The sequence below is a fragment of the Salinactinospora qingdaonensis genome (assembly GCF_039539445.1).
GTDB lineage: Bacteria > Actinomycetota > Actinomycetes > Streptosporangiales > Streptosporangiaceae > Salinactinospora > Salinactinospora qingdaonensis.
Genome location: NZ_BAABDD010000009.1, coordinates 159,320 through 184,395 on the forward strand (window position 1 = coordinate 159,320; position 25,076 = coordinate 184,395).

Consider the following 25,076-nt stretch of genomic DNA (forward strand, 5'->3'; position numbering starts at 1 on the left):
TAGAGTCGCCGCACGATGGCCTCGCGCTGTCGACATATTGAGTTTTTCCGACGGCCGGTCAACCGGTTCGCGCGAATCGTGCCGGTAGCGGCTGGACCGTAGGGAGGTCAAGGGTTGTGAGCTGGTCCGGATACGACGAAGACGGGTCGGAGTCAGTGCCGGGTGCCCCCGGCGCCGACGGTACGGGGGCCGAACCGGCGAGCGACCCCTGGGGGGAACCACACAGTTCGGGGGCGGCACTGAGCACGAACAGGCCACGGCCGGATTTTCCAGAGCCGGCACCATTGACGCACCACGGTCCTGCGCGGATCGTGGCCCTATGCAACCAGAAAGGGGGAGTGGGAAAGACCACGACGACCATAAATCTCGGCGCGGCCATCGCCGAGTACGGTAGGCGCGTCCTGCTCGTCGACTTCGACCCGCAAGGGGCGCTGTCGGTCGGGTTGGGGCGTCTCGATCCGCGGGAGCTGGACCTGACGGTCTACAACCTGCTGATGCAGCGCGACGTCACCGTCGACGACGTGCTGCTCAAGACCAACATCGACGGTCTCGACCTCATCCCGAGCAACATCGACCTCTCCGCCGCGGAGGTCCAACTCGTAGGCGAGGTGGCGCGGGAGCAGATGCTGGCCCGCGCGCTGGCTCCGGTCATCGACGACTACGACGTCGTCCTCATCGATTGCCAGCCCTCGCTTGGGCTACTCACCGTCAACGCACTGACCGCGGCCCACGGCGTCGTCGTGCCCCTGGAGTGCGAGTTCTTCGCGCTGCGCGGTGTCGCGCTGCTCATGGACACCATCCAAAAGGTTCAGGAGCGGCTCAACAACAAGCTGCTCATCGACGGTTTCCTCGGCACCATGTACGATCCGCGCACGCTGCACGCGCGCGAGGTGCTGTCGACCATCATCGACGGTTTCGGGGACAAGGTCTTCCACACTGTGATCAACCGGACCGTGCGTTTCCCCGACGCCACTGTGGCCGGGGAGCCCATAACTCGTTTCGACTCGTCCTCGGCAGGGGCGAGCGCCTATCGGGAACTGGCGAAGGAGGTGCTGGCGAGGTGGCCTCTCAGCGGTCACGACGGGTGACCCTGCCGGGTGCGGCCGATCTGTTTTTCACGTCGACGTCTGCACCGTCGAGAACTCCGTCCGAACCGGTTCCACCCGCCAGGCCGGCCGATGACGCCGCGGTCGACGCCCCTGGGGAAGCATCCGCCGAGGCGGCGACCACGGCCTCGGTTGCCGCCGACTCCTCGCCCGAGCAGAACTCGCCCAAGCAGAAACGGCGAGGCAAAGCCGCGACGACGGCGCCCCAACCCAGTGGGCGCCAACGCCACGACGAGAAGATCACGGTCTACATCTCGGCGCCGGAGCTGCTCGCGCTGGAGCAGACGCGCCTCGCGCTGCGGGCCGAGTACGGTCTCACCGCCGACCGCGGCCGAATCGTTCGCGAAGCTGTGGCGGTGCTGCTGGCCGACTTCGAGGAGTACGGCGAGTCCAGCAGACTGGTGCAGCGATTGGCCGACGAGTAAGCCGCCGCCCGCCGCCGGGACCTTGCCCACAGGCCCCAACCAGGGGCGCGGCCAGCGGTGGTGCGCGTAGGCGTTTCGCTGTCTGCTGTGCGATGGTGGGTGCGCACCCGGCACAGGCCGGTCAGACACCGGCGTGGTCGGCCTGGCGCACCCACCGCCAGGGCGGCTGGGCGTGGCGGGGCCGAGTGTGGGCGAGCCGGTCGAGCCCTAGGCTGATTGTTCTCGGGCCATACCGCCGGCGCCGGGGGGCCACGACAGGGGAGGCGCCCTCGCCAGCCGGCGGTGAAACGAGAGCGACTCCAGTGCGATCTGGCGCGATTCCCCTCGTCGACGAGGGGGAGGAAGTCAATGTGGGGACATGACCGGTAGCCAATCCGATGCCGAGCCCGCGGTTGATCCCGCGAGCGGGTCCGAGCCGCTGGAGCCCAGCGGTTTCCAGGTCCACCTTGACAACTTCGAGGGCCCCTTCGACCTGCTGCTGGCGTTGATCTCCAAGCACAAGCTCGACATCACCGAAGTCTCCCTATCGAAGGTCACCGACGAGTTCATCGCCTACATCGCGGCCTACGAAGACTCGTGGGACCTCGACCAGGCCAGCAACTTCCTGCTGGTGGCGGCCACGCTGTTGGATTTGAAGGCGGCGCGGCTGCTGCCTCGCGGAGAAGTCGAGGATGAAGCTGACCTGGCCCTGTTGGAGGCGCGTGACCTGCTCTTTGCCCGCCTGCTGCAATACCGCGCCTACAAGCAGGTCTCGGGGGTGCTCGCCGAGCGTTTCGCCGTTCAGGGACGGCGGTTCCCGCGGGCCGTCTCCCTAGAGGCGCCCTTCGCCGACCTGCGCCCCGAGGTGCTCATCAAGCTCGGCCCCCAGGAGTTCGCGGCGCTGGCCGCGCGGGTCCTCACCCCCAAGGAACCGCCCACCGTTCCGGTCACCCACATTCACCAGGCCAGGACCTCGGTAAGTGAGGAGGGCGTCCTCGTGGTGGCCGCGCTGCGCGCCAACACCACCATGACGTTTGCCGAGCTCACCGCCGAGTGCACCGATACATTCGAGATTGTGGCCCGCTTTTTGGCCCTGTTGGAGCTGTTTCGGGCCGAGCACGTCGAGTTCGACCAGCCGGAGCCACTCAGCGAGCTCACCGTGACCTGGGTCGGCAGTGCCGAAGGCGAGGTGGCGCTGACCGACGAGTACGGCCGTACCAAGGACGACCCGGACGAGGAGGGAGAGACCGCGGGTGAGTGATGTCACAACCGCCGACTATGCCGACGATCCCCAGCGGTTGCGCCGCGATCTCGAAGCCGTGCTGCTGGTTGTCGACCAGCCCGTCGCCCCCTACGAGCTCGCGCGCGCGTTCGGAGTGGGCGTCGACACTGTTACTGACACCTTGCGGGAACTGTCGCGCGAGTACACCGCGCAGGACCGTGGCTTCGACCTGCGTGAGGTCGCCGAGGGGTGGCGCTTCTACACCCGCCCTGAGTGTGCGGCGATCGTCGAGCGCTTCCTGCGTGACGGCCACGAGGTGCGCCTTACCCAGGCTGCGCTGGAAACGCTCGCGGTCGTGGCCTACCGCCAGCCGGTGTCGCGCGGGAGAGTCTCCGCCGTGCGTGGGGTGAACTGTGACGGTGTAATGCGTACCCTCGTATTGAGGGGGCTGATCGAAGAGGCCGGCCACGACACCGAATCGGGTGCGCACCTGTACCGCACCACCGGCTACTTCCTGGAGCGACTCGGCCTGCGCGGCCTCGACGAGCTCCCCGATCTCGCACCGTTCCTGCCCGACGACATCGAAGGTCTCGACGACACCGGTGAACAAACCACCACGTAAAAACGACACCTCCCGCGGTGAGCGGGATACCGACGACCGGCGCGGCCAGCGTGGCCGCGCTACCCCGCGCGGTGAGCGCGGCGACTCTCGCAGTTCGCGCGGGCGCGACGACCGTCAGCAGCGCCAACGGCGCCGCGACGACCAATCCTCCTCACAGGGCAAAAAAGGCAAGCAGGGTGAGGGCGCGCCGTCGCGCGGCGCCCGGGGCGACGAGCGTCCCACGCGTCGCACTGACTCCTCCCCACAACAGCCCCAGCGTGGCCGTGACGGCCGCCGTAGCGCCAAGGCGGCCGACTCCCAGGGCCACCGTGGCGGTGGGCAGCGGCCCGCCTCCGGTGCCGCCCGCGCCAAGCGCGCCACGGAAAAGTCGCTCTCTCCCCGAGCCCGCGCCAGCCTGCGCCGGTTGCGTGAGGACTACGACCCGAAGGAAGACGGCTCTGAGGATTCCGGCGCCCCGCGCGACACCTACGCCGATGTGGCCGGGGGTATTCGGTTGCAAAAGGCGCTGGCTCAGGCCGGGGTGGCTAGCCGACGCGCCAGCGAGGAGCTGATCGCCCAGGGGCGGGTCTCCATCGACGGTCAGGTGGTGCGCAGGTTCGGCGCCCGCGTCGACCCGCAGACCTCCGAAATCCGGGTTGACGGCATGCGCGTGGCCACCGCGCCCGACTTGTTGTACTTCGCCCTGAACAAGCCCCGTGGCGTGATCAGTACGATGTCGGACCCTGAGGGGCGCCCCACGCTGGCCGACTACGCCGGCCAGACCCAGGAGCGGCTGTTCCACGTGGGCCGGCTCGACACCGACACTGAAGGTCTGATCCTGCTCACCAACGACGGTGAGCTCGCCAATCGGCTCACCCACCCCAGTTACAAGGTCAGCAAGACCTACCTCGCCAATGTGGTCGGCCCGGTCTCCCAGCGCGAGCTGCGTCGCCAGTTGCGCGAGGGCGTCACGCTTGAGGACGGACCCGTCGACGTCGACTCCATCCGTGTCGTGGAGAACGGCGAGGCCAGGGCGCTGCTGGAGATCCGGCTCCACGAGGGGCGCAAGCACATCGTGCGACGGTTGCTGGACGCCCTGGGCCACCCCGTCATGGACCTGGCCCGCACCCAGGTGGGGCCGGTCGGCCTGCATACCCTCAAACCCGGCACGATGCGCGCCCTGACCGCCCAGGAGGTCAGCGAACTCTACACATCAGCGGGGATGTAATACTTTAATTCCGCAGGGTGATATAAAATGAGCGGAGGGTGACAATTGGCGGTTCGAGCGATTCGTGGTGCGGTTCAGGTGGCAGCCGACGAGCGTGAGCTGATCCTGGAGGCCACTGCTGAACTGGTATCGGAGGTCATGCGGCGCAACGAATTGACCACCGAGGAGTTCATCAGCGTCCTCTTCACCGCCACCCCCGACCTCACCTCGGAATTCCCTGCCCTCGCCGCGCGCAAGCTCGGGTTCACCGATGTGCCCCTCATCTGCGCCGCCGAGATCGCCGCCCCTCACGGGCTGGAGCGGGTGGTGCGGGTGATGGCTCACGTGGAAACCGACAAACCCCGCGCTGACCTACAGCACGTCTACCTGCGTGGTGCTCAGGCACTGCGCCTCGACATCGCGCAGTGACCAACCGCCGGCGTCGGCGGCCCCGCCGTGCACGTCCCGCCGACGCCGGGACGTGCACGGCGAGGCTTGCGCCACCATCCGTCTCAGTCAACTAGCCTGGTACCGTTCACGGTCGGCGATACCAGGGGGTGGCGAGAGGCCATGCTCAGGCGTGCTGTGGTGATCGGAGCTGGCCTGATCGGCACCTCCATAGCACTGGCGCTGCGCGAGCACGAGATCGAGGTCGCCCTCGCCGACCGCGATCCCGCCACGCTGCGACTGGCCAGCGAACTCGGCGCCGGCACAGCGCTCGACCCCGACACCGCCGGCCCGCCGGCTGACATCGCCGTCATCGCGGCCCCACCGGCCGTGGTCGCCCACCTGCTGTACGACGCCCAAGAGCGCGGCCTCGCCCACGTCTACACCGACGCCGCCAGCGTCAAGGCCTCCCTCGTCGACCAGGCCAGCCAATTGGGGTGCGACCTGACCACCTACGTGCCTGCCCACCCCATGGGCGGCAGCGAGAAGCACGGCCCCTCCGCCGCACGCGCCGACCTCTTCCTGGGGCGTCCCTGGGCGGTGTGCCCCACCGGCAAAGCCAAGCCCGAAGCGGTCGCGCTGGTCATGGAACTGGCTCGGATGTGTGGGGCCGACCCGATGCGCATCGACGCCCACACCCACGACCAAGCCGTAGCGCTCGTCTCACACGCTCCCCACGTCGCCGCCGCCGCGGTCGCCGCACGCCTCGTCGACGGCGACAGCGAGACGCTCGCCCTGTGCGGTCAGGGCGTACGCGACGTCACGCGAGTCGCCGGAGGCGACCCCACGCTGTGGACGGAGATCCTGCGCCACAACCCACTGCCTGTGGCCGAGGTGCTGGAAGCCGTCGCCGCCGACCTGGCCGGCGTCGCCCAAGGGCTGCGCGCCGGCGCCGATCCCCCCCACCCCGACGTGCGCGACCTGCTTGAACGGGGCCGGTCGGGGTGCGCTCGCCTGCCCGGCAAACACGGTGCCCACCGCACCCCCGACTACACCGTGGTGCCAGTGGTCATCCCCGACGAGCCCGGCGCGTTGGGGCGCCTCTTCGCCGCTGCCGGCGAGGCGGAGTGCAACATCGAAGACGTGCAGATCGACCACTCTCCCGGACGGCCCGTCGGTGTGGCCCAACTTTCCGTCATGCCCGCCACAGCCGACGTTCTCGCCCGGGAGTTGAGCAAACGCGGATGGTCGGTGCACGCCTGAGCAGGCCACACAGTCCAACGGGGCAGCGGTGGTGGCCCGCCGGACCCACCGGGCGAGCCGTTCTCGGGCACGGCCGCCGGGTCCGAGGGCTGCTGGCCGGCTGTACGCTGGTTCGTCGAAACGAGATGGAGTCGTCCCGGGGAGAGCCGACGTGAACGCGCAGATCCACACTGAGGGAATCGTCATCGCTATAGACGGCCCCTCCGGATCGGGAAAGTCCAGTACCTCCCGCGGTGTGGCCACGGCCAAGGCCCTGCGCTACCTTGACACCGGAGCCATGTACCGCGCCCTGACCTGGTGGATGCTGCAACGCGGTATCGACGTCTCCGATCCCACGGCTGTCGCCGGCGCGGCGACGACTCCGACCATCACCATGGGCACCGACCCGGCGGCTCCCACCGTCCACGTCGACGGTACCGACGTGGCCCAGGCCATCCGCTCTCAGGAAGTCACCGCCAACGTCAGCGCCGTCGCCTCCGTACCCGCGGTACGCGAGCGCCTCGTCGCCCTCCAACGCGAGATGATCACCGAGGCGCGCGAGCACACCTCGGGTATCGTTGTTGAAGGACGCGACATCACCACGGTCGTCGCCCCCGACGCTCAGGTGAAGCTCTTCTTGACCGCCAGCCAGGAGGCACGCGCACACCGGCGCAGCGCCGAGGTGCACTCCGAAGACGTCGCAGGCACCCAAGAGGCGTTGGCTCTACGCGACCGCCTCGACTCCAGCCGTGCCCTTTCGCCGCTGACCCAAACGGCCGAAGCCACTGAGCTGGACTCCACCGGGCTCACCCTCGAAGAGGTCATCGCACTGGTGGCCGGCCTGGCTGAGGAAGCCAGAGCCGCCGCCTGAGATGGTTCTCGCCGGTAGTGGTGGCGCATAGGCTCGCGGGTGCGACATCGATCAATCCCCACGGCACGTGTCCTGGGCGCGTGGGGACACTGCAACCGGGAGTCACACGTTGAACAACGACACCACTGAAGTGCTAGCCGGCGCGCCTTACGACGACGTGGCCGGCGACCCTGGCGACGAGGAGGCGGCGGTCAAGCCCGTCGTCGCCGTTGTCGGCCGCCCCAACGTCGGAAAATCCTCTCTGGTCAACCGGGTGATCGGCCGCCGAGAGGCGGTCGTGGAAGACGTTCCGGGGGTCACCCGCGACCGGGTCGCCTACGACGCCTCCTGGCGGGGACGCGAATTCACCCTCGTCGACACCGGCGGTTGGGAGACCAGCGCCAGCGGTCTGGCCGCCATGGTCGCCCGCCAGGCCGAGTACGCGGCGATGACCGCTGACGTCGTCCTCTTCGTCGTCGACGCCACCACCGGAACGACCGACGCCGACGCCGCTGTGGTGCGCGTGCTGCGCCGCTCCCACAAGCCCGTCGTGCTCGCGGCCAACAAGGTCGACGGCGGTCCGCAGGACCCCAACGCGATGGAGCTGTGGAGCCTGGGCATCGGCGAGCCCCACCCGGTGAGCGCGCTGCACGGGCGCGGCTCGGGAGACCTGCTCGATGCCGTTTTCGACGCCCTGCCCGTCGAGGCGCCGCGCGAGTCGTTGGAGGAAGAACCGGGAGGGCCACGGCGCGTGGCGTTGCTCGGCCGCCCCAACGTCGGCAAGTCCAGCCTGCTCAACCGGCTGGCCGGCGAAGACCGTGTCGTCGTCGACCCCGTGGCCGGCACCACCCGCGACGCTGTCGACGAACTGGTGGAGTTGGGCGGTATCACCTGGAAGTTCATCGACACGGCCGGCATCCGGCGCCGGTTCCGTAACTTGCAGGGCGCCGACTACTACGCCACGATGCGCACCGGCACCGCCCTGGAGCGCGCGGAAGTCGCGGTGGTGCTCCTCGACGTCAGCGAGCCGCTGGCCGAGCAGGACATCCGCATCGTCGAGCAGGTCGTGGAGTCTGGCCGGGCGCTGGTGCTGGCCTGCAACAAGTGGGACCTCCTCGACGAGGAGCGCCGCTACTACCTGGAGAAGGAGTTCGACCGCCAACTCTCCCGGGTCAGTTGGGCGCCGCGCGTCAACATCTCAGCCGCGACCGGGCGGCGGATCGACCGGCTAGTCCCGGCGATCCAGACTGGCCTGGCCAATTGGGATGCCCGAATCTCCACCGGCCGGCTCAACGGGTGGCTCAAGGAACTCGTGGCCGCCACACCGCCCCCGGTGCGCGGCGGGAAACAGCCCAAGATCCTCTTCGCGACCCAGGCCGACACCCGACCGCCCCAGTTCGTCCTGTTCACCACCGGGTTCCTGGAGGACAACTACCGGCGCTTCATTGAGCGGCGGCTGCGCGAGGACTTCGGATTCGAGGGCACCCCGATCAAGCTCAGGATGCGCATTCGGGAGAAGAAGGGCGCCAAGGCCGCCAAGGGCAGTCCGCGCGCTAGCCGGAAGCGTTGACCCCGCATCCCTACCGCGAGCAAGGCCACGATCTCGATGTACACGATCCTCGTCAGCGCCTGTCTGATGGGCCAGCCCGTGCGCTACGACGGCCGCGCCAAGCCCACCGATCACGAGATCGTCGCGCGGTGGCGCGCGCAGGGGCGGCTGGTCTCGTTCTGTCCCGAGGTGGCCGGTGGGCTCCCGATCCCCCGGCCACCGGCCGAGATCGAGCCCGCCGCTGACTCCGCCGCGGTTCTCGGGGGTGAGGCGCGTATCCTCACCCCCGAGAACGAGGATGTGACCGACTATTTCCTGGCCGGCGCGCGGGCTGCGCTGGCCGCAGCCCGCCACCACGACGCGCGTATCGCGGTCCTCAAAGAATCAAGCCCCTCGTGCGGTGTGCGCCGCGTCTACGACGGTTCCTTCACCGGGAGGACTCGGCCGGGGGAGGGGGTCACCGCGCGGCTGCTGCGCGAGCACGGCCTCGCCGTGTTCAACGAGCACGAGATCGCGCAGGCCCAAACCGCGTTGCAGGCTCTGGAGAGCGGCCACGCCGCCCCTGACTGAGGGGGCCGGCGCGCCGCCACTCGCTCACCACGGTTTTAGGACTCGACCCAGCTATGCGACTGCGCCAGCTTGAGCACGCATTTGCGTGCTTGGACCACCTGACTCCCGGTCAGTGAGGGCACCGTCTCCAGCAGTGCTTCGGTGAGTTCGTGTCGGAACTCGGCCGCCGAGAGCACGTCGCACATGCCGTCTTCAAGGTCGTCGCGCGTCCCCATCGGCGCAGAGCTTGCCTTTGTCCCCGGCGTGAAGCTCCCCCGCTCGATGATGCGCACATCGGAAGCTTTCAGCCCGCGGTCGCCGTCTTCGATGTCGAACTCGACTCGAAGCCCCGGACGGAAGAGATACTTCTCGTCCTGTAGATCATTGGCGTGCATGAAGACGTCCTCGTCCCCGTTGTCGGGAGCGATGAAGCCATAGCCGCGGACGTCATCAAAACGTACGATTTTACCCGTTGCCACCCCAGCTACCCCAATTTCAATTACCTCTATCGCGCCCAAAGCCCTTGTCCCACCACGGGGACCGAGGGGACGCGCCCATTAAACCCACCGCCTGATCGGGGTTCCCAGCGCAGACAACGTCTTTGGTGCTGGGCGTAACCCTAACTCCGCACCCTGCTGGCAGAGCCGCCATTTGGCTCGATGAGGCCAGTCAAATCGACCGTACCACTCGAAAAGTAGGGTCCACGACCGGCGAGATGCAGGTCTAGGCTGCACTGCCTTGGGGAAGCCGCTCCGCACCCTCCGCGGGCACAGCTTCCCTTGAGTAGCTCCCAGTCCAAGTCCCGTTACGAAAATTCCCATGCTGCACGAGAGTTGGTAACGTCCGTAGGCGAAAACCCCGAACCTGCGGGGCATCCGGGAGGTAGCGCGGTTTGGCAGCGCACTTGACTGGGGGTCAAGGGGTCGTGGGTTCAAAACCCGCCGTCTCGACCATTGAAAGTGCAGGCCACAGGCTCAGCACCTCTTCCGGTGAGGGGTGTGTCCCTCAGCGGTCAAGAATTGGTCAATGATCTTAGCTGGCGCTGTCGCCACCAGCGATTGAGCAGGCCAGGCAGGGGTGTTGTCGGGATGGGTCATGGCGATTGCGTGTTTTTGACGTTCGTGGCGCTGTGTTGGTCTTCTCCTGCGGCGTAGATTGGTGATTGGGGCCCTGGGGACCCATTCCCAAAGGAGGGGAAGCCATGAACCAGGTTCCGCAATGGCACTTACAAGGCGACTGGTTCGACGTTTGCAGCTGCGACGTCCCATGCCCCTGCTACTTTGCACAGCCGCCGACTAACGGCGCCTGCGAGGGCACGCTCGCCTGGCACATCCGCGAAGGCCGCTACGGAGACGTCGTCCTCGACGGGTTGAACGTCATGGCCTTGGGGGCGTTCACCGGCAACATCTGGGTCGAGGGCACCAAGATGACAGCGGGGCTCTTCTTCGACGAGCGGGCCGACCAGCGCCAATGGGAGGCGCTCCAGACGATCTTCACCGGTCAGGCCGGAGGCTGGCCGCAAAAGATCGCCGAACTCATCGGGCAGACGACAGGCGTGGAGAGCGTTCCCATCGAGTTCGACACGGACGAGAACCTCGAATGGTGGAGCGCGCGCATCCCCGGTCGTGTCGAGGCCCGCGCCGAAGCGCTGACGGGGCCGACGACGCTGCCCGGCCAACATGTCGAGGTGCACAACCCTGCCGGGAGCGAGGTCGGACCGGCAACGGGGACCGTGGCCACACAAGGGGTGGCCGTGACCGACCGGGCCGAGGCACTGACGTTCGAGTGGGACCACTCCAGCAAATCGAGCAAGCACATGCGGTTCGACTGGAGCGGGCCTGACGAGTCGTGAGCGGGCGCCTCGCCGGCCGCGTGCGGCGCGCCTCACGGGGAGAGGCGCTCCTCGTCGCCGCCCTGCTCGGGTTGGCGGCTCTGGCCTGGGCGGTCACCGGTCAGCTCGCCGAGCCGCACATGCGCTTCGGCCTACTGACCGGCGCGGGCGAGATGAGGGGCCAGGGAGGCGGTGCCGGCTCGACCCTGACGGTTCTCGGGCTGTTCCTCGTCACCTGGACCGTCATGATGGTGGCGATGATGCTTCCCTCGGCCCTGCCGGCCGTCGTCACCTATGACCGCTGGGCGCAGCGGACCGGCCGGTCTCGTGGGGCCACCCTCCTGTTCGTGAGCGGTTACCTGCTCTCCTGGGCCGCCGCAGGAGTGGTCGCCTACCTCCTCATCGTTCACCTGGTGCCGCTACTACCCACGGGCGATACGGGCGTACGGCTGGGGGCGGCGGTACTCGTCGTGGCGGGCGTGTACCAGTTCACCCCGCTGAAGCGGGCGTGCCTTCGCCAGTGCCGGTCGCCGATGGCGTTCATCGCCGCGTACGCGGCGCCGCTCCAGGCGGGGCCGTTGGCGAGAATGCGGGTCGGTGCCGCACACGGCGCCTACTGCCTAGGCTGCTGCTGGGCGCTGATGGCCGTTTTGCTGCTGCTCGGAATGATGAGCCTGACCTGGATGGCGTTGGTCGCGGCGGTCGTCCTTGTCGAGAAGGTGCTGCCGCACGGCGGATTGGTCAGCGGGATCATCGGTGGCGTACTCACAGCGGTCGGTCTTGTGCTGCTGGTTGGGGCGACGGCGCTTCCGGTCCTGGCCTGAACGACTGAGCCCCCCGAACACGTTGCCGCCGCGCTCGCCCCCGCAGCTCGGGCGGCCGGAAACCTTGTCACGAACAGCCCCCACAATGCGATAGAGTTGGTGCTGTCCGCGGGCGGGAAACCCCCAACCCGCAGGGCGACCGGGACGTAGCGCAGTTTGGCAGCGCACTTGACTGGGGGTCAAGGGGTCGTGGGTTCAAATCCCGCCGTCCCGACCAGTGAAGCAGCAGGTCAGAAGGGGTGCCGCTCATCGGGCGGCACTCCTTCCGGCGTTTCCGGGACCCTCACTGGGGCCCAACTGGGGAAAGAGTGGGAAAGGCTTCCCCGTAGCCGGCCACCGGGGGCCTTGGTCCGCCGGTCGGCGGACCAAGGCACAAGGCAGTGGGCGGACTACTCGATGAAGTACTGTTCGGGGTTGGTGGGGCCGGGGTTGTTGTAGACGGCGGCGGCGTACATGCTTTCCGGCACGTTGTGGAAGTTGTTGGCGACGATGCCGTAGCTGGGCGGGCTCAGGCTGATGCCCATCACGTAGAACTGCTCTTGGGCGATGTCCAGGATCTGGGACATGAGCTCGTTTTGGCGCTGCGGGTCGGGGGAGGCGAGCAGCTCGTCGTAGAGCTCCATCTGGCGCCGGGGCGCCTCGGGGGGCCGCTGGCTCAGTTCGCTCTCGCCGTCGGAGACGTACCACTCCGCCCACGGGATGGCGAAGTTGGACTCGCCGTTGTGCAGCGGCACGTACCACCGCGGATCGAACAGTGCGCCCTTGAGCCCGTTGTCTCCCGACCACACGTTGGCGTCGTGGGCGTTGTTCTGCTTGCGCTCGTAGAACAGCGAGCGCTCCTCGGTCTCCAGCCGGGCCTCGATGCCGACCTCGGACCAGTAGCCGATCACCATCTCCATGGAGTCGACGATGTCGGGCCGGAAGCCGCCGGGCACGGCGAGCGAGAAGGAGATCGGCTCACCGTCGGGTCCCAGACGCACCCCGTCGCTGTTGCGCTCGTCGTAGCCCGCCTCGTCCAGTAGCTCGTTGGCGCGCTCGACATCGTACTCGGTGTACTGCTTGGCGAGTTCCTCGTTGTAGAAGGGGGCGTCTCTGCGCGGCGCCGCCTGCCAGGGCTCGCCCTGCTCCTTGTAGACGACGTCGATGATCTCCTGGCGGTTGATCGCGTGCGACAGAGCGATCCGGAAGTCCTTGTCGCGGAAGATCTCCCGCATCGTCTCGTCCTGGTGCGTCAGGTTCAACGAGATGATGTTGGTGTTCATCTCGCCGGGCTGGAGCTCGAAGAAGTCGTAGTTGCCGCGTTCGCGGTTGTCCGCCAGGACCGATCGGTTGGCCAATGTGTTGAAATGGCGCGAATGCATGTTGATGTCGCCGTTGAGCGCCTGGGTGAGCATGACCTCCTCGTCCTGGACGACGTCGAAGACCACGCGGTCGATGTAGGGCAGTTGCCTGCCCTCGGGGTCGACCTTCCAGTAGTAGGGGTTGCGCTCCAGGATCATCTGCCCGGAGTCGGCCAGCGGCTCCTCGACCACCCACGGATACATCGTGGGGATGTCGGGGTTTTGCCAGTACAGTGATGTGTCGCCGACGGTGACCCCCACCTTGTGGTTGAGCATGTCGATCCAGCTATCGAACCCCTCCTCCTCTGCGAGCGCGGGGGCGTCGGGGTTGTAGTCGGCGTGGAACTCCTTGAGGTAGTGGGCGGGCTTGTTGACGACCTGGAAGTTGAGGAGATCCCACTGGGTCCACAGGGCGGAGGGTTCGGGGAAGATGAGTTTGACGGTCAGCTCGTCGATCTTCTCCGCTTGGCCCGGATCGTTGGCCGCGTCGGGCGACACTTCCGGGTTGCTGATGATGTCGTTCATCGCGAACACGATGTCTTCAGCGGTGAAGGGCTCGCCGTCGGACCATTTGAGCCCCTCACGCAGATGGAAGGTGACCTCGGTGGCGTCCTCGTTGTACTCCCAGTCCTTGGCGAGGTTGGGGATGGTCTCCTCCCACTCGGGGTCCCACCTGGTCAGGTTCTCGTAGCCCACCGTGCGTCCCAGCCACGGCCAGTCGCCCACGCCCAGGATCGCCGACGTCCACTCGCCCCCGTAGGTTCCGAGCCGGTCGTGGGGCTCCACGACCACCGGCTCCTCAGGCAGCCGCTCCTCCAGCGGCGGTAGGTCGCCCGAATCGACTCGTTCGGCGAGCATCGGTGCCTGTTGGCCTCCAGTGGCACCGTCGCTTCCGTTTTCCGTGCCCTCCGGGTTCAGCGAGAAGAAGTCGCAGGCCGTGAGAGTCAGGGCCAGGGTTGTCGCGGTCACCGCTTTGAGCAGGTGGCGGTGACCGCGAACGCGCATTGCAGGGTCCATCCCGTCTTCCTCCGTTCGTGGGGGATGATCGGCCGACACGGGAGAGCCGGCCGCGGTTTGTCAGGCCACTCCGGCGAGTTCCAGTTCCTCGGCGTGGTGACAGGCGGAGAGACGGCCGGGGGCGACCTCGCGCAACGGAGGCTCCTCGGCCGCGCACAGCTCGGTGGCATAGCGGCAGCGCGTGCGAAACGAGCAGCCGGAAGGCGGATTCGAGGGGTCGGGCACATCTCCGGTGAGCACGATCCGCCGGCCGCGGTCGCGCAGTCTCGGGTCGGGTTTGGGCACGGCGGACAGCAGCGCCTCGGTGTAGGGGTGGCGTGGCGCCGCGTAGAGCTGCGCGGTCGGGCTGAGCTCCACGATCCTGCCGAGGTACATGACCGCCACCCGGTCGCAGAGGTGCTCCACCACTGACAGGTCGTGGGAGATGAACAGGTAGGTGAGGTCGAACTCCTCTTGCAGGTCCTGCAACAGGTTCAGGATCTGGGAGCGCACGGAGACGTCCAGAGCGCTGACAGCCTCGTCGGCGACGACGAACCGAGGGGCGGGCACGAGCGCGCGGGCGATACTGACCCGCTGGCGCTCCCCGCCGGAGAACGCATGGGGGTAGCGCCGCATGTACTCGGGACGCAGCCCCACCCGGCGCAGCATGGCGGCCACCCGCTCCTCCAGCGCGGCGCCCGAGAGCCCCTCGGCGATCTTGAGCGGTTCGCCGACGATCTCGGCGAGCGTGCGGCGAGGGTTGAGCGAGGAGTGCGGGTTCTGGAAAATCATCCGCACCTCGCTGCGGTAGGTCCGGAGCTCCTGCTGGCTGAGCTCGGCCACCTCCAAGACGCGGCCGTCGGCGGCGTGGTAGCGGATGCCGCCGGTCATCTTGTCGTGGGTGCGGACAATACTCGAACCGAAGGTGGTCTTGCCGCAGCCCGACTCGCCGACCAGGCCGAGCGTCTCCCCGCGCGTGACCCGCAGGTCGACGCCGTCGACGGCTCGGACGTGGCCGGTGACCCGATTGCGGATGCCGCCGCGGATCGGGAAGTGCACCCGCAGATCGCTGGTTTCGAGGTGCACGGCGCCGTCCGCGGGAGCGGCGTTGGCCGCCTCGCCGGTGCCTTGACCGAGGTCAGTCGTCATCGCTGCTCCTTGGAGGTCGCGGTGGCGGGCGCCGCCGGCTGGTCATCGGTGCTGCCGTGCAGCAGGCAGCGCACCTCCCGGTCGGGGGCCACCGCCACGGGCGGGGGGAGTGTGACGTCGCAGCGGCCCGGCATGAACTCCGCGCAACGGTTGTGGAAGACGCACCCGCTGGGGCGGCGCGCCGGATCGGGAACGGTGCCGCGGATGGAGGGGAGGCGCTGGCGCCGTGCGCTGCCGATTTTGGGGATGGAGTCGAGCAGCGCGCGGGTGTAGGGGTGCTTGGGGGCGTGGAAGACGTCGTCCACGGGCCCCTTCTCGACGACCGTGCCGAGGTACATGACCGCCACGTCGTCGGCCATCTCCGCCACCACCCCCATGTCGTGAGTGATGAACATGATGGCCATCCCCGTCTCCCGCTGTAGGCCGCGCAGCAGGTCCATGATCTGGGCCTGGGTGGTGACGTCGAGGGCCGTGGTGGGCTCGTCGGCGATGAGCAGGGCGGGGTCGCAGGCCAGAGCCATCGCGATCATCACCCGTTGGCACATGCCGCCGGAGAGTTGGAAGGGGTAGGCGTCGGCGCGCTTGGCCGGGTCGGGGATTCCCACCGTGCCGAGGAGTTCGACGGCGCGCCGGCGCGCCTCTTTCCTGCTGATGTCGGAGTGCACCCGCAGCGCCTCGCCGATCTGGCTGCCGACCCGGTGCACCAGGGACAGCGAGCTCATCGGTTCTTGGAAGATCATCGCGATGTCCTTGCCGCGGATGTCGCGGATGCGGCGGCCGTGGGGAGAGAGGGCGGCGAGGTCGACCGGCGGCTGCGAAGAGCCGTCCTCGGCCGGGTGGTGCAGCAGGATCGAGCCGTCGACGATGCGGCCCGGCGGCTCCACGAGTTGCAGGATCGAGCGCGCGGTCACGCTCTTGCCGCAGCCGCTCTCGCCGACCACGCAGAGAGTCCGGCCGCGCCGGATCGTCAGGTCCACGCCGTCGACGGCCTGGACCGTGGTCTCGTCGGTGGTGAAGTGGGTCCGCAGTCCTTTCACCTCGACGAGCGGGGCACCGGTGCTGGGCACCGTCATCACCGTCCTCCCTGTCCTACTTGTAGGGGTCGGCGGAGTCCCGGACTCCGTCGCCCACGAAGTTCAGAGCCAGGACCGCCAGCGCCACGGCGACCCCGGGGGCCAGCACCCATGGGGCGGTCGCGATCGATCGGATGTTCTGGGCCTCCTGCAACAGCACGCCCCAACTGACCACAGGCGGTTGCAGCCCCAGACCGAGGAAGGACAGCGCCGTCTCGGCGAGGATCATGTAGGGGATGGCCAGCGTCAGCGACGCGATGATGTGACTGGTGAACGACGGGAGCATGTGGCGCAAGATGATGCGGGGCCGGCTGCACCCGTCGAGCCGGGCCGCGACCACGAAGTCCTCCTCGCGCAACGACAGGAATCGGCCGCGTACCACCCGGGCGAGGTCGGTCCACCCGATCACCGAGAGGATGACCGTGATGGCGAAGTAGGTCTGTAACGGACCCCAGTCCTTGGGCACGATGGCGGACAGCCCCAGCCACAGGGGGATCGTGGGCAGGGACATGAGGAACTCGATCGCCCGCTGGATGGCGGTGTCGACCCGTCCGCCGTAGTAGCCGGAGGCGCCGCCGAGCACGATGCCGAGCACGAAGGTAACGGCCACGCCCATGAGACCGATGGACAGCGAGACGCGGGTGCCGTAGATGAGGCGGGACAGCACGTCCCGCCCGTTTCGGTCGGCGCCGAACAGGTACATCCGGTCGTCGGGGTCGACCGTGCCCACCAGATGGCGGTCGGTGGGGAACAGTCCCCACATCTCGTAAGGCTCGCCTTTGACAAAGAAGCCGATGGGGATCTTGCTGGACTCGTCCACGTCGTAGACGCGGGCCAGGGTCTCCTCGTCGACCTGGGAGACGTAGTCGTGGACGTAGAGGCCGAAGTCGACGCCTCCGCCTGAGGTGTCGACGATGTGGAGCTGTTGGGGCGGGGCGTGGGTGTAATCGGCGTCGTAGGCGTCGGGGGTGGTCGGCGCCAGGAACTCGGCGAACACGGCCACCAGCACGAAGCCCAGCGTTACGCACGCGCTCGCCATCGCCATGCGGTGCTTGCGGAACCGCCACCACACCAGCTTCCACTGGGGGGCGACCGCGATCTCGGAGCCGTCCTCCGGATCGGGGCCGGGGAGTTCTTCGGGGAGAGAGGATTGGGTTGCCACGTGCGTGCACCTTGACCCTTCACTGGTACCGGATGCGCGGGTCCCACCACGCGAGCAGGAGGTCGGAAATGAGGGTGCCGATGACCGTCAGGGTGCCGAGGATGAGGATGAAGCTGCCGGCCAGGTACATGTCCTGGCTCATCAGCGCGCTCAGCAGCAGCGGTCCCGTCGTCTCCAAGCTGAGGACGATGGAGACCAGCACTTCCCCGCCGATGAGTGTGGGCAGAATCCACCCGATCGTGCTGATGAAGGGGCTCAGCGCCATGCGCACCGGATACTTGAGAATGACCCGCCACTCGGGCAGGCCCTTGGCCCGCGCCGCGACCACGTAGGGCTTGCGCAGCTCGTCGAGGAGGTTGGCGCGCAGCACCCGGATGAGGGAGGCTGTGCCCGCGGTTCCGATGACGATCATGGGAATCCACAGGTGCGACAGCAGGTCCATGACCTTGCCGAGGTTCCACGCCGCCTCGGCGTACTCGGGGGAGAACAGGCCGCTGACGCTCTGCCCGAAATAGCGAAACGAGATCCAGACGAAAATCAGCGCCAGCAGGAAGTTCGGCGTGGCGATCCCGACGAATCCGATGAAGGTGAAGACGTAGTCGCCGATCGAGTTCTGCCGCACCGCGGAGTAGACCCCGATGGGAAAGGCGATCGCCCAACTGAACAGCAGGGTGCTGATCGCCAGGAAGCAGGTCAGGCCGATCCGTTCCCAGATGAGCGAGGACACCGGCCTGCCCAGCTTGAACGACTCTCCGAAGTCCCCGTGCAGCAGGATTCCGGAGATCCACTTGTAGTACTGCACGTAGAAGGGCTCGCCCAGCCCGTAGCGGGCTTCGAGCGCCTCCACTTGGGCGGGGTCGACGCTTTCTCCCTGCGAGGACAGTTCGGCGATGTAGGCGCTGAGGAAGTCCCCCGGCGGGAGCTGGATAATCACGAACGACACCAGCGAGATCGCGAACAGCGTGGGGATCATGTAGAGCAGGCGCCGGATCACGAACGTGCCCATGTCACCTCCACAGGACGGCGCGCCGGACGGGCGGGGTGGGCGGTGCCCCGCCCCGCCGCGCAGGGGCGCACGGTGGGGCGGGGCGAGGCAGCGGTGTCAGAGGACATGGGTGACGGAGCCCTGCACGAGGTGGGCCCCGTCGAGGTCCCACACGCCGAGCCGGCCGCACATGCCGTAGCGGGGCGCTCCGGCAGCGGGAGCGGCCGTGTGCACAGTCGCCTCCGCCAGGTGGGGCGCTGTTCCCGACGCGAGGTCGTCCAGGTGCGCTCCGGTGCGGCGCGCCTGCTCTCGGGCGCCCCGCAGCCACTTTTCGCGCCACTGTGCGACCTTTGGCGCGACGAGCTGAGCCGCGGCTTCGTGCAGCGGCGCGAGCTCTTGTGGGCCGTGGGCCAGCACCCGGTCGCGCAGCGCGAGGTAGCCCTCGACTGCGAGGTCGCGGCGCTGGCGGGCGGCGCGTGCCGCCCGCCCCTCCGTTGCGTCGGCGGGGGCCTCGGCCTCCTCAGCAGGAGGCACGGCCACGGCCTGCGCGTAGCGTTGCGGGTCGGCGAGCACCTCGGGTGGGAAGGTGAGGACGGCGTCGCCGACCTCGGGCAGGCCGGCGTTTTGCATGACGACCAAGATCTCCAAGTCGCCGCTGACGTTGACGAGGCGGTGCACCGTGCCGGGGGTGAACCACAGCAGGGTGCCGGAGGCCAATTCGGTCTCGGCGTAGCCGCGTGAGCTCAAGGTCTCCAACCGTCCCTGCCCGGCCAGGACCACGTAGCCTTCGGCCGAGGCGGTGTGCAGGTGTGGGCTGCCGCCGCGTTTACCGTCGGCGGCTTCCCAGTCGTAGACCCGCAGGCGGGAAACTGCCGTAGCGCCGGGGAAGGACGCTCCCGTCGCAAGCGGGGCGCCGGGCCCGGCGAGGCCGTCGTGTTCTGTCACTTCGTCCCCTCTGCGTGTTCCCTCTCATGTTTCCCATCGGGCTCTTCCGCGGGGAGGCCGTGGGAGGGCCGGTCGCCGAGGAGGGGCAGGGCTTCGCTGCCGGCCGCGGCCAGCTTCTCCGCACCGTCGAGCTCCCACTGCCCGTCGGCGATCACTACCGCGTAGCGGCGGGTCAGGGTCTCTCCCGCCCCGACCTCGATCTCCTCATCGAAGAACGGGGCGGGGCACACGCAGGCGAACGGCTCGGAGCGGGCGAACCACCGCGTGGGGCGCTCATCGTTGTCGGGGGCGTCGACGAAGGCCAGTGTGGAGTGGCGTCCGTGGTCGTCATGCTGGCCGGTGAAGGCCATCCAGGGGGCGCGGGTCCCCATCAGTTCGTCACCGCCGGTCACCCCCGGCGTGTGGATGTGGCCGCCGGTGAAGGAGCGCGGGCCTCTCCAGAACAGTCCGCCGTACCCGGCGTTGACCCGTCCTTCTGTGGTGGGGCTGCCGATGGTGATGCTTTGGCCGCGGGTGTTGGTCATGGCGGTCTCGAACACCAGCACCCACGCCTGTAGGGCCGGTAGCAGCGTGACGGCGAAGCGGCGCCGCTCGGCAAACCACGCCGCCTGGTCCTGGGTGTGCCAGCGCAGGCGCTCGGTGACGCGCAGCACCCCCTCGTCCAACGCGAGCTTGTCGAAGCCCGTGTGGTCCATGGAGCCGTTGTTGTCGTATTGGGCATAGCCCACACCGCGGCGGTAGGTGACCCCGCCCCAGAAGTTCTCCGTGTCCACGTTCGGCAGCGACCACGCGATCCCCTTGTGCCAAACGTGGTCGTGGGGGCGGTAGAGGCTGACCGGGTCGCCGGCCAGTGTGCGCAGTGGGTGGAAGTAGGGGCGCGGGGATTCCAGTTGCACGTCCCACGGGCGGTAGACGTAGCGGGCCAGCTCCCGGCCGTTGGCGGTGATCCGCAGCGAGCGGTCCGCTTCGTGGAGCAGCCCCAGGCCGGTGGGGGCGGGTTCGGTGCCGGATTCGGGCATAGGGGTAGCGTCCATCTGTCGGTCAGCGCGGGAAACCTCTGCCGCCAGCCAGCAGAGGAAGCGCTTTCCCTCCTCACGTCGTTCGTTCGTGCTCGTGGTGTCGCTCGTTGTCGTGGCGGCGATGCCGGTGCTGCGGCAGCGGTCAGCTCGCCGGGCTCTCCGCGCTGTGGGAAGGCACCCCGGCCGACGACAGCCTCAGTTTCCCGGTCCAGCGCAGCGAGGTCACGTCCCGGCCTCTTGGCGCTGCGCGTGCGAGGAGGGGAGGGGCCAGGGGGGTCCCGCTCCCTCCATCCGCCGGTAGTGCGGGCTGTCCGAGGCGATCTCTCCGCGGCGCACCGGTTGACCGGAGAAGGCGGAGGCGTAGGTGGCGGCGACGAGTTCGAGAGTGTCGCGGGCGTGCGCGGTCGTCACCGGTAGCGCCTCACCGGCTTCAAGCGCGGCGAAGACGGCGTCGAACTGGGCGGCGTGCCCCGAGGCGTGCCCCAGGGCGCCTTTGGCCCAGTCGGTCAGGACGCCCTCCTCCTCGGGGGCTGGAGTGACGGTCCAGTTCCCGTCGTTGTAGCCGTAGAGGTGTTCCAGTTCGACGGTGGCGCGTTCACAGTCAAAGCGCAGGTAGCTGGTCTCGCGTGGCGAGAGCAGCGAGTTGATCACTGTGGCCACGGCCCCGTTGGCGAATCGCACCAGTGCACACGAGAGGTCCTCGGTTTCGGTGGGCCGGTCCTGTCGGGCGGCGACAGCGGTCAACTCCGACCACTCGCCCAGCACCGACAGCAGCAGGTCGAACTGGTGGATGCCGTGGCCCATGGTGGGGCCGCCGCCTTCGTGCCCCCACGTTCCGCGCCAAGGGGCGGTGAAGTAGTCCGCCGGCCGGTACCACAGGGTGTTGCACACCGCCACGAGCGGCCGTCCCAGGGCTCCGGTCCCCAACAGGCGGCGCAGGTTGGCCGCGGCCGAGCCGAACCGGTGTTGGAATACGGTGGCGAACCGGGCCCCGCCGGCGTGTTCCGCGGCTGCGATCTCGTCCATGTCGGCCAGGCTCAGCGCCGGAGGTTTTTCGCACAGCACGTTCACACCGGCGGCAAGACAGGTCAGCGCCTGCTCCTTGTGCACCCCCGGCGGGGTGCACAGGTGCACGAGGTCGACGCGCTCGTTGCCCAGCAATTCCGGAAGATCCCGGTAGCGCGCGGGAACGCTCCAGCGCTCACAGAAGTCGGCCAACCGCTCCTCGTCGGGGTCGGCGGCGGCGACGATGTCGGCACGGCCGTCCAACTTTGCCAGGTTCTCGGCGTGGATGGCGGCGATGCCACCCGTGCCGACAATGGCCACGCGGAATCTTCTCATCTATACGGCTCCTCGGGCGAAGCAGGGGACGATGCACCGGTGGGGCCGGTGCGAGTATCCGGAGTTGGCTGACAGAACTGATGGAGCGAATAAAAAGATCAACAACGAAACCCCCAGCCTCCCGGTGACGACATCGTTGGGAAAGCGCTTTCCTTATGGTTAAGATCCTGATCTCCCGCCCTAGCGAACAAACTCGTTACTCAGGTTCCAGCCGCAGTTGACGGCAACGGAGCCAATCGTCCGATCTGTCTTCCTCACCCGCCCAGGCCGACGTCACGGCGGAGGATGAGAAAGCGCCAGGCTACGTCTCGGAACACGAAAGCGCGCCATAACGCACCGTGGTGTGCGGTGGAGTGCCAGAGAGGAGAGAGCAGGACACCCGGTGGCCATGACGTGCGAAGTCCCAGGTTATAGCTGGATACGCTCATCGATGTCCTTCCGGTGTCCGGTGGGGGGTGACCGTGCGGAAAATTTCCGGTACTTTCTGGACTCAGAACCATAAGTTCCCGGACGGAATCCGTCAACGGTGTCGAAACACGCGCTTTTGAGGAGCGCATACCGGTACAAATGAGAGGGAGATATCCCGAAATTTTCGGCGACATCGGGCCGGCTCAGCGGCACCGAGCCGGCTGCCTCCGATAAGTCCAGCCTGAATATCGCGCCCCTGTTCCCCGCTTCGGGGCGCAACAGGGTGGTTCCGCCTGCTGCCGCGGCGTTTCTGGTGAATCTCGAGGCCAGGAAAACGAGGAAGGCTTTGTCGACTGAGAAAGCCAAAAGACACAGATCACGGGGGAGTGGTGGGCGTCGCCGCAACGAGCGGCAGGCATACCTGGGGCCTCAGTAAGGGCGGATATCCGGGCCAAGCCGCGACGGCGTCGATCGCGGGCGCACCGGCAATGCCGTGCCCTGACTCCAGGGACGGGAGTTCGGCTTTGTTCGGCTCACCCGTGCCAGCCTCGTATCAGCAGACAATGGACACTACCTCGAGCGCCGGGCCGGTGTACTGCTCAGGGCCTGCCCTACGGGCCCGGCCGGCCGCCTCGCGGGGAGTGATGCCGTGTGTGCACAGCCGCCATGTGGTCTTAGCGTCCAGCTCCACGGTCGGCCGCTGCGCGCTGCGCCGGTCGACTCTCCAGCCACCTGCGCGGCGTTCGCACCTCCGGTCGCCGCCGGCGGGACCGGTCACGGTGAAGCGCAGTAGTGCTCCCCGGGGTGCCGGCACTGCTCGCAGCGGGTGCGCCAGCGGGCGCAGGAACGTGTCCAGCACCGGGAAGAGGAACGCTGGCTGCTTGAATCCCGGCCGGTCGGTGGCGTCACGGCTCTGCTGCTGGCGGGTCCAGTGCTCGGTGTGCTCCCGCGCCGCGTCCAGCCAGACGGGCGCCGGGCCGGACCCCGCCCAGGTGACCGACTCGCCCAGGGCATCCAGGTCGACGCCGCTCCAGTAGGCGAGGGTCTGGTCGCCGACGTGGTCGAGCATGTCCACCAGCCTCCGTGGGCTCCAGCCTCGCGTGGCACGCCCCCACTCCTCGTTGATCCGGTCGATGAAACACGGGAAGGACTCGCCCGCACGGGGAGTGCACGGTGTGGGTGTAGCTGTCCCCCGCGTGCGAGCCGGTTGAGTTGGCCGCCCAGGACGTGTGCCGCGGTGGCGTGGACCGACCAGCCGGGGCAGGCGGTGGGACGCTGCCACTCCTCGTCGGTGAGTTCCCGCAGCAGCCCGGTGAGCGCCTCCTGCTGCGGGGCGAACAGGTCGGTCACGTCGATCCACGGCCCCAGCCACGCGGTATCGCCTATGGAATGGCTCATGCGCACACTCTGCCCGCGGTCGCATCGTCGGGCTATCGATTTCTCGCCCGCCCCGACGGCTCCCGGAAAGGAGGTGAGCCACCGGGCGAGCACTGCTCGGCCACCCCGTCCCACGCGGCTCTCCTCGGCTCTGATGCCGCTGGGCGCCGGTACGCCAATCCTGGGGAGATCCGATACAGAAACCACCAAAGATATGTGCGGTCTCCACATGTGAATTGGGTTACTGCTCCCCTAGGTTCAGATCACACATATCGAGGCGGGCCGCTCCGCCTTCACCCCCTACCTTCCTGGAGCCCCCATGCCACAATCCTCGCGACGAACCCTTCCCGCCGCGCTGTGCACCGTGACGCTGGTGTTGAGCGCCTGCGGCGCTCCCGGCGCCATCCCCGAGGAGCAAGGCGAGGACGGCCCCATCAAGGTCGGCGTCGTCTACTCGGCCTCCGGTCCGCTGGCCACCTACGGCAAGCTCTACTACGAGGGGTTCCAGGCCGGCCTGGACTACGCCACCGACGGCACGATGGAGCTCGACGGCCGTCCCATCGAAGTCACCGAGATGGACGATGCCGGCGACCCGGCCAAGGCGGTCTCGGCGGCCCGGGAGTTGATCGGCAGCGGCCACACCATCCTGGCCGGCTCCACCTCTTCCGGCGTCGCGGTGCAGGTCGCCCCGGTGGCCGCGGAGAACGAGGTGCTGTTCGTCTCCGGGCCGGCCGCCACCGACGCCATCACCGGTGTCAACGACTACACTTTCCGCTCTGGCCGCCAGACCTACCAGGACATCCGTACCGCCGCCACCTTCATGGCCGACCCCGACGGCGCCGACGTCACCGTCTTCGCCCAGCAGAGCGCCTTCGGCCAGGACAACGTCGACGCGGTCACCGCGGTCTTGGAAGAGCAGGGCGCCACGGTCGATTCGATCCTGGCCCCGCCCGACTCCACCGACCTGATCCCCTTCGCCGAGCAGGCCCGGGAAGCCGACCCCGACCTGCTGTTCGTGGCGTGGGCGGGGGAGACGGCCTCGGCCATGTGGCAGGCGTTGGGCCAGCGCGGCGTATTGGAGTCCACCAAGGTTGTCACCGGTCTGGACATCAGCGCCTCCTACCCCGTCTTCGGCGAGCACAAGGGCGACATCGAATTCTTGGCGCACTACTTCGACGGTGCGGCCGATACCGAGGTCGCCGCAGCTATGAGGGAGCGGGTGGAGCAGGACGGCGGAACCGTCGACCTTTTCACCCCCGACGGCTTCACCGCCGCCCAGATGGTCGTGCGGGCCGCGTCGGCAGGCGATGACACTCAAGAGCGTATCTCCGCCCTGGAAGGCTGGACCTTCGACGGCGTCAAGGGCGAGCTGACCGTGCGCGCCGAGGATCACGCCCTGCTGCAACCCATGTACCAGGCGCGGCTGACCGGATCGGGCGAGGATGCCCACCCCGAATTGGTGGAGTCGGTTCCCGCCGACCGGATCGCGCCCCCGGTTGGCGAGTAGCC

At 68.1% G+C, this 25,076-nt stretch carries 23 protein-coding genes and 2 tRNA genes; 15 read left to right on the plus strand and 10 right to left on the minus strand.

Translation table 11 applies throughout. The annotated features are described in order from the left end of the window. The first annotated feature begins 116 nt into the window (after positions 1 to 116). From ABD848_RS12045 to ABD848_RS12090, 10 genes are all read left to right on the plus strand, one after another. Positions 117 to 1,088, plus strand: a complete 972-nt coding sequence (locus ABD848_RS12045) for a ParA family protein (RefSeq protein ID WP_425567511.1) — start codon at positions 117 to 119, stop codon at positions 1,086 to 1,088. Further along, a complete protein-coding gene (locus ABD848_RS12050) occupies positions 1,061 to 1,531 on the plus strand; it encodes a hypothetical protein (protein ID WP_344971032.1) in 471 nt (156 codons plus the stop codon). The genes ABD848_RS12045 and ABD848_RS12050 overlap by 28 nt, the downstream gene beginning before the upstream one ends. 358 nt (positions 1,532 to 1,889) lie before the next feature. Beyond that, positions 1,890 to 2,771 carry a segregation and condensation protein A gene (locus ABD848_RS12055; protein WP_344971034.1) on the plus strand — a complete coding sequence of 294 codons (882 nt, stop codon included), beginning with the start codon at positions 1,890 to 1,892 and terminating at the stop codon, positions 2,769 to 2,771. Beyond that, a complete protein-coding gene (gene scpB / locus ABD848_RS12060) occupies positions 2,764 to 3,354 on the plus strand; it encodes an SMC-Scp complex subunit ScpB (RefSeq protein WP_344971037.1) in 591 nt (196 codons plus the stop codon). The genes ABD848_RS12055 and scpB overlap by 8 nt, the downstream gene beginning before the upstream one ends. After that, a complete protein-coding gene (locus tag ABD848_RS12065; RefSeq protein ID WP_344971039.1) occupies positions 3,335 to 4,561 on the plus strand; it encodes a pseudouridine synthase in 1,227 nt (408 codons plus the stop codon). The genes scpB and ABD848_RS12065 overlap by 20 nt, the downstream gene beginning before the upstream one ends. 45 nt (positions 4,562 to 4,606) lie before the next feature. Next, positions 4,607 to 4,969, plus strand: coding sequence for a chorismate mutase (gene aroH / locus ABD848_RS12070; RefSeq protein WP_344971041.1), 363 nt, complete (start codon positions 4,607 to 4,609; stop codon positions 4,967 to 4,969). A 141-nt stretch (positions 4,970 to 5,110) separates the two neighbouring features. Beyond that, the gene (locus tag ABD848_RS12075) at positions 5,111 to 6,190 is read left to right on the plus strand and encodes a prephenate dehydrogenase (protein WP_344971042.1); all 1,080 of its coding nucleotides are present in this window, start codon (positions 5,111 to 5,113) and stop codon (positions 6,188 to 6,190) included. A 151-nt stretch (positions 6,191 to 6,341) separates the two neighbouring features. Further along, positions 6,342 to 7,040 carry a (d)CMP kinase gene (gene cmk, locus ABD848_RS12080; protein WP_344971044.1) on the plus strand — a complete coding sequence of 233 codons (699 nt, stop codon included), beginning with the start codon at positions 6,342 to 6,344 and terminating at the stop codon, positions 7,038 to 7,040. 130 nt (positions 7,041 to 7,170) lie between these two features. Then, the gene (gene der, locus ABD848_RS12085; protein ID WP_425567518.1) at positions 7,171 to 8,589 is read left to right on the plus strand and encodes a ribosome biogenesis GTPase Der; all 1,419 of its coding nucleotides are present in this window, start codon (positions 7,171 to 7,173) and stop codon (positions 8,587 to 8,589) included. A 36-nt stretch (positions 8,590 to 8,625) separates the two neighbouring features. After that, on the plus strand, positions 8,626 to 9,138 hold the full coding sequence (locus tag ABD848_RS12090) for a 2-thiouracil desulfurase family protein (RefSeq protein ID WP_344971046.1): 513 nt from the start codon (positions 8,626 to 8,628) through the stop codon (positions 9,136 to 9,138). Positions 9,139 to 9,173: 35 nt separating this feature from the next. Here ABD848_RS12090 and ABD848_RS12095 read toward each other — a convergent pair whose 3' ends face one another. Further along, complete coding sequence (locus ABD848_RS12095) at positions 9,174 to 9,596, minus strand: cold-shock protein (protein WP_344971050.1); 423 nt, start codon at positions 9,594 to 9,596, stop codon at positions 9,174 to 9,176. Between the two features lie 397 nt (positions 9,597 to 9,993). Here ABD848_RS12095 and ABD848_RS12100 point away from each other — a divergent pair. From ABD848_RS12100 to ABD848_RS12115, 4 genes are all read left to right on the plus strand, one after another. Next, positions 9,994 to 10,070 (plus strand) — tRNA-Pro (locus ABD848_RS12100). A gap of 248 nt (positions 10,071 to 10,318) precedes the next feature. Continuing rightward, positions 10,319 to 10,969, plus strand: coding sequence for a DUF1326 domain-containing protein (locus ABD848_RS12105; protein WP_344971052.1), 651 nt, complete (start codon positions 10,319 to 10,321; stop codon positions 10,967 to 10,969). After that, positions 10,966 to 11,772 (plus strand): DUF2182 domain-containing protein, encoded by an 807-nt coding sequence (locus ABD848_RS12110; RefSeq protein ID WP_344971055.1) that lies wholly within the window; start codon positions 10,966 to 10,968, stop codon positions 11,770 to 11,772. Before ABD848_RS12105 ends, ABD848_RS12110 begins: the two co-directional genes overlap by 4 nt. A gap of 140 nt (positions 11,773 to 11,912) precedes the next feature. Further along, positions 11,913 to 11,989, plus strand: a tRNA-Pro gene (locus ABD848_RS12115). A gap of 172 nt (positions 11,990 to 12,161) precedes the next feature. Here the strand turns inward: ABD848_RS12115 and ABD848_RS12120 are convergent. The 9 genes from ABD848_RS12120 to ABD848_RS25010 all read right to left on the minus strand — a co-directional run bounded on the left by ABD848_RS12120 (position 12,162) and on the right by ABD848_RS25010 (position 23,798). Then, entirely contained in the window at positions 12,162 to 14,129 is a 1,968-nt protein-coding gene (locus ABD848_RS12120; protein WP_344971057.1) for an ABC transporter substrate-binding protein, read from the minus strand. Positions 14,130 to 14,189: 60 nt separating this feature from the next. Next, entirely contained in the window at positions 14,190 to 15,257 is a 1,068-nt protein-coding gene (locus tag ABD848_RS12125; protein ID WP_344971059.1) for an ABC transporter ATP-binding protein, read from the minus strand. After that, on the minus strand, positions 15,254 to 16,330 hold the full coding sequence (locus tag ABD848_RS12130) for an ABC transporter ATP-binding protein (protein WP_344971061.1): 1,077 nt from the start codon (positions 16,328 to 16,330) through the stop codon (positions 15,254 to 15,256). Before ABD848_RS12130 ends, ABD848_RS12125 begins: the two co-directional genes overlap by 4 nt. A 16-nt stretch (positions 16,331 to 16,346) precedes the next feature. Beyond that, complete coding sequence (locus ABD848_RS12135) at positions 16,347 to 17,492, minus strand: ABC transporter permease (RefSeq protein WP_344971063.1); 1,146 nt, start codon at positions 17,490 to 17,492, stop codon at positions 16,347 to 16,349. Between the two features lie 19 nt (positions 17,493 to 17,511). Beyond that, entirely contained in the window at positions 17,512 to 18,498 is a 987-nt protein-coding gene (locus tag ABD848_RS12140) for an ABC transporter permease (protein WP_344971065.1), read from the minus strand. Positions 18,499 to 18,594: 96 nt separating this feature from the next. Next, positions 18,595 to 19,422, minus strand: a complete 828-nt coding sequence (locus ABD848_RS12145; protein ID WP_344971067.1) for a cupin domain-containing protein — start codon at positions 19,420 to 19,422, stop codon at positions 18,595 to 18,597. Further along, the gene (locus ABD848_RS12150) at positions 19,419 to 20,441 is read right to left on the minus strand and encodes a DUF6807 domain-containing protein (RefSeq protein ID WP_344971069.1); all 1,023 of its coding nucleotides are present in this window, start codon (positions 20,439 to 20,441) and stop codon (positions 19,419 to 19,421) included. The genes ABD848_RS12145 and ABD848_RS12150 overlap by 4 nt, the downstream gene beginning before the upstream one ends. Positions 20,442 to 20,663: 222 nt before the next feature. After that, positions 20,664 to 21,782, minus strand: coding sequence for a Gfo/Idh/MocA family protein (locus ABD848_RS12155; protein ID WP_344971071.1), 1,119 nt, complete (start codon positions 21,780 to 21,782; stop codon positions 20,664 to 20,666). A 1,182-nt stretch (positions 21,783 to 22,964) separates the two neighbouring features. Next, complete coding sequence (locus ABD848_RS25010) at positions 22,965 to 23,798, minus strand: maleylpyruvate isomerase N-terminal domain-containing protein (RefSeq protein WP_425567513.1); 834 nt, start codon at positions 23,796 to 23,798, stop codon at positions 22,965 to 22,967. 88 nt (positions 23,799 to 23,886) lie between these two features. Between ABD848_RS25010 and ABD848_RS12165 the strand changes: the two genes are divergently transcribed. Continuing rightward, on the plus strand, positions 23,887 to 25,074 hold the full coding sequence (locus tag ABD848_RS12165) for a substrate-binding domain-containing protein (RefSeq protein ID WP_344971073.1): 1,188 nt from the start codon (positions 23,887 to 23,889) through the stop codon (positions 25,072 to 25,074). The last annotated feature ends 2 nt before the right edge of the window (positions 25,075 to 25,076 follow it).

Coding starts and splice junctions, on each gene's coding strand:
- ABD848_RS12140 (WP_344971065.1), bottom strand. CDS start 18,498: ATGGGCACGTTCGTGATCCGGCGCCTGCTCTACATGATCCCCACGCTG.
- ABD848_RS12155 (WP_344971071.1), bottom strand. CDS start 21,782: ATGAGAAGATTCCGCGTGGCCATTGTCGGCACGGGTGGCATCGCCGCC.
- ABD848_RS12075 (WP_344971042.1), top strand. CDS start 5,111: ATGCTCAGGCGTGCTGTGGTGATCGGAGCTGGCCTGATCGGCACCTCC.
- ABD848_RS25010 (WP_425567513.1), bottom strand. CDS start 23,798: ATGTGGAGACCGCACATATCTTTGGTGGTTTCTGTATCGGATCTCCCC.
- ABD848_RS12120 (WP_344971057.1), bottom strand. CDS start 14,129: ATGGACCCTGCAATGCGCGTTCGCGGTCACCGCCACCTGCTCAAAGCG.
- ABD848_RS12125 (WP_344971059.1), bottom strand. CDS start 15,257: ATGACGACTGACCTCGGTCAAGGCACCGGCGAGGCGGCCAACGCCGCT.
- ABD848_RS12090 (WP_344971046.1), top strand. CDS start 8,626: ATGTACACGATCCTCGTCAGCGCCTGTCTGATGGGCCAGCCCGTGCGC.
- ABD848_RS12165 (WP_344971073.1), top strand. CDS start 23,887: ATGCCACAATCCTCGCGACGAACCCTTCCCGCCGCGCTGTGCACCGTG.
- ABD848_RS12055 (WP_344971034.1), top strand. CDS start 1,890: ATGACCGGTAGCCAATCCGATGCCGAGCCCGCGGTTGATCCCGCGAGC.
- ABD848_RS12150 (WP_344971069.1), bottom strand. CDS start 20,441: ATGCCCGAATCCGGCACCGAACCCGCCCCCACCGGCCTGGGGCTGCTC.
- ABD848_RS12105 (WP_344971052.1), top strand. CDS start 10,319: ATGAACCAGGTTCCGCAATGGCACTTACAAGGCGACTGGTTCGACGTT.
- ABD848_RS12130 (WP_344971061.1), bottom strand. CDS start 16,330: ATGACGGTGCCCAGCACCGGTGCCCCGCTCGTCGAGGTGAAAGGACTG.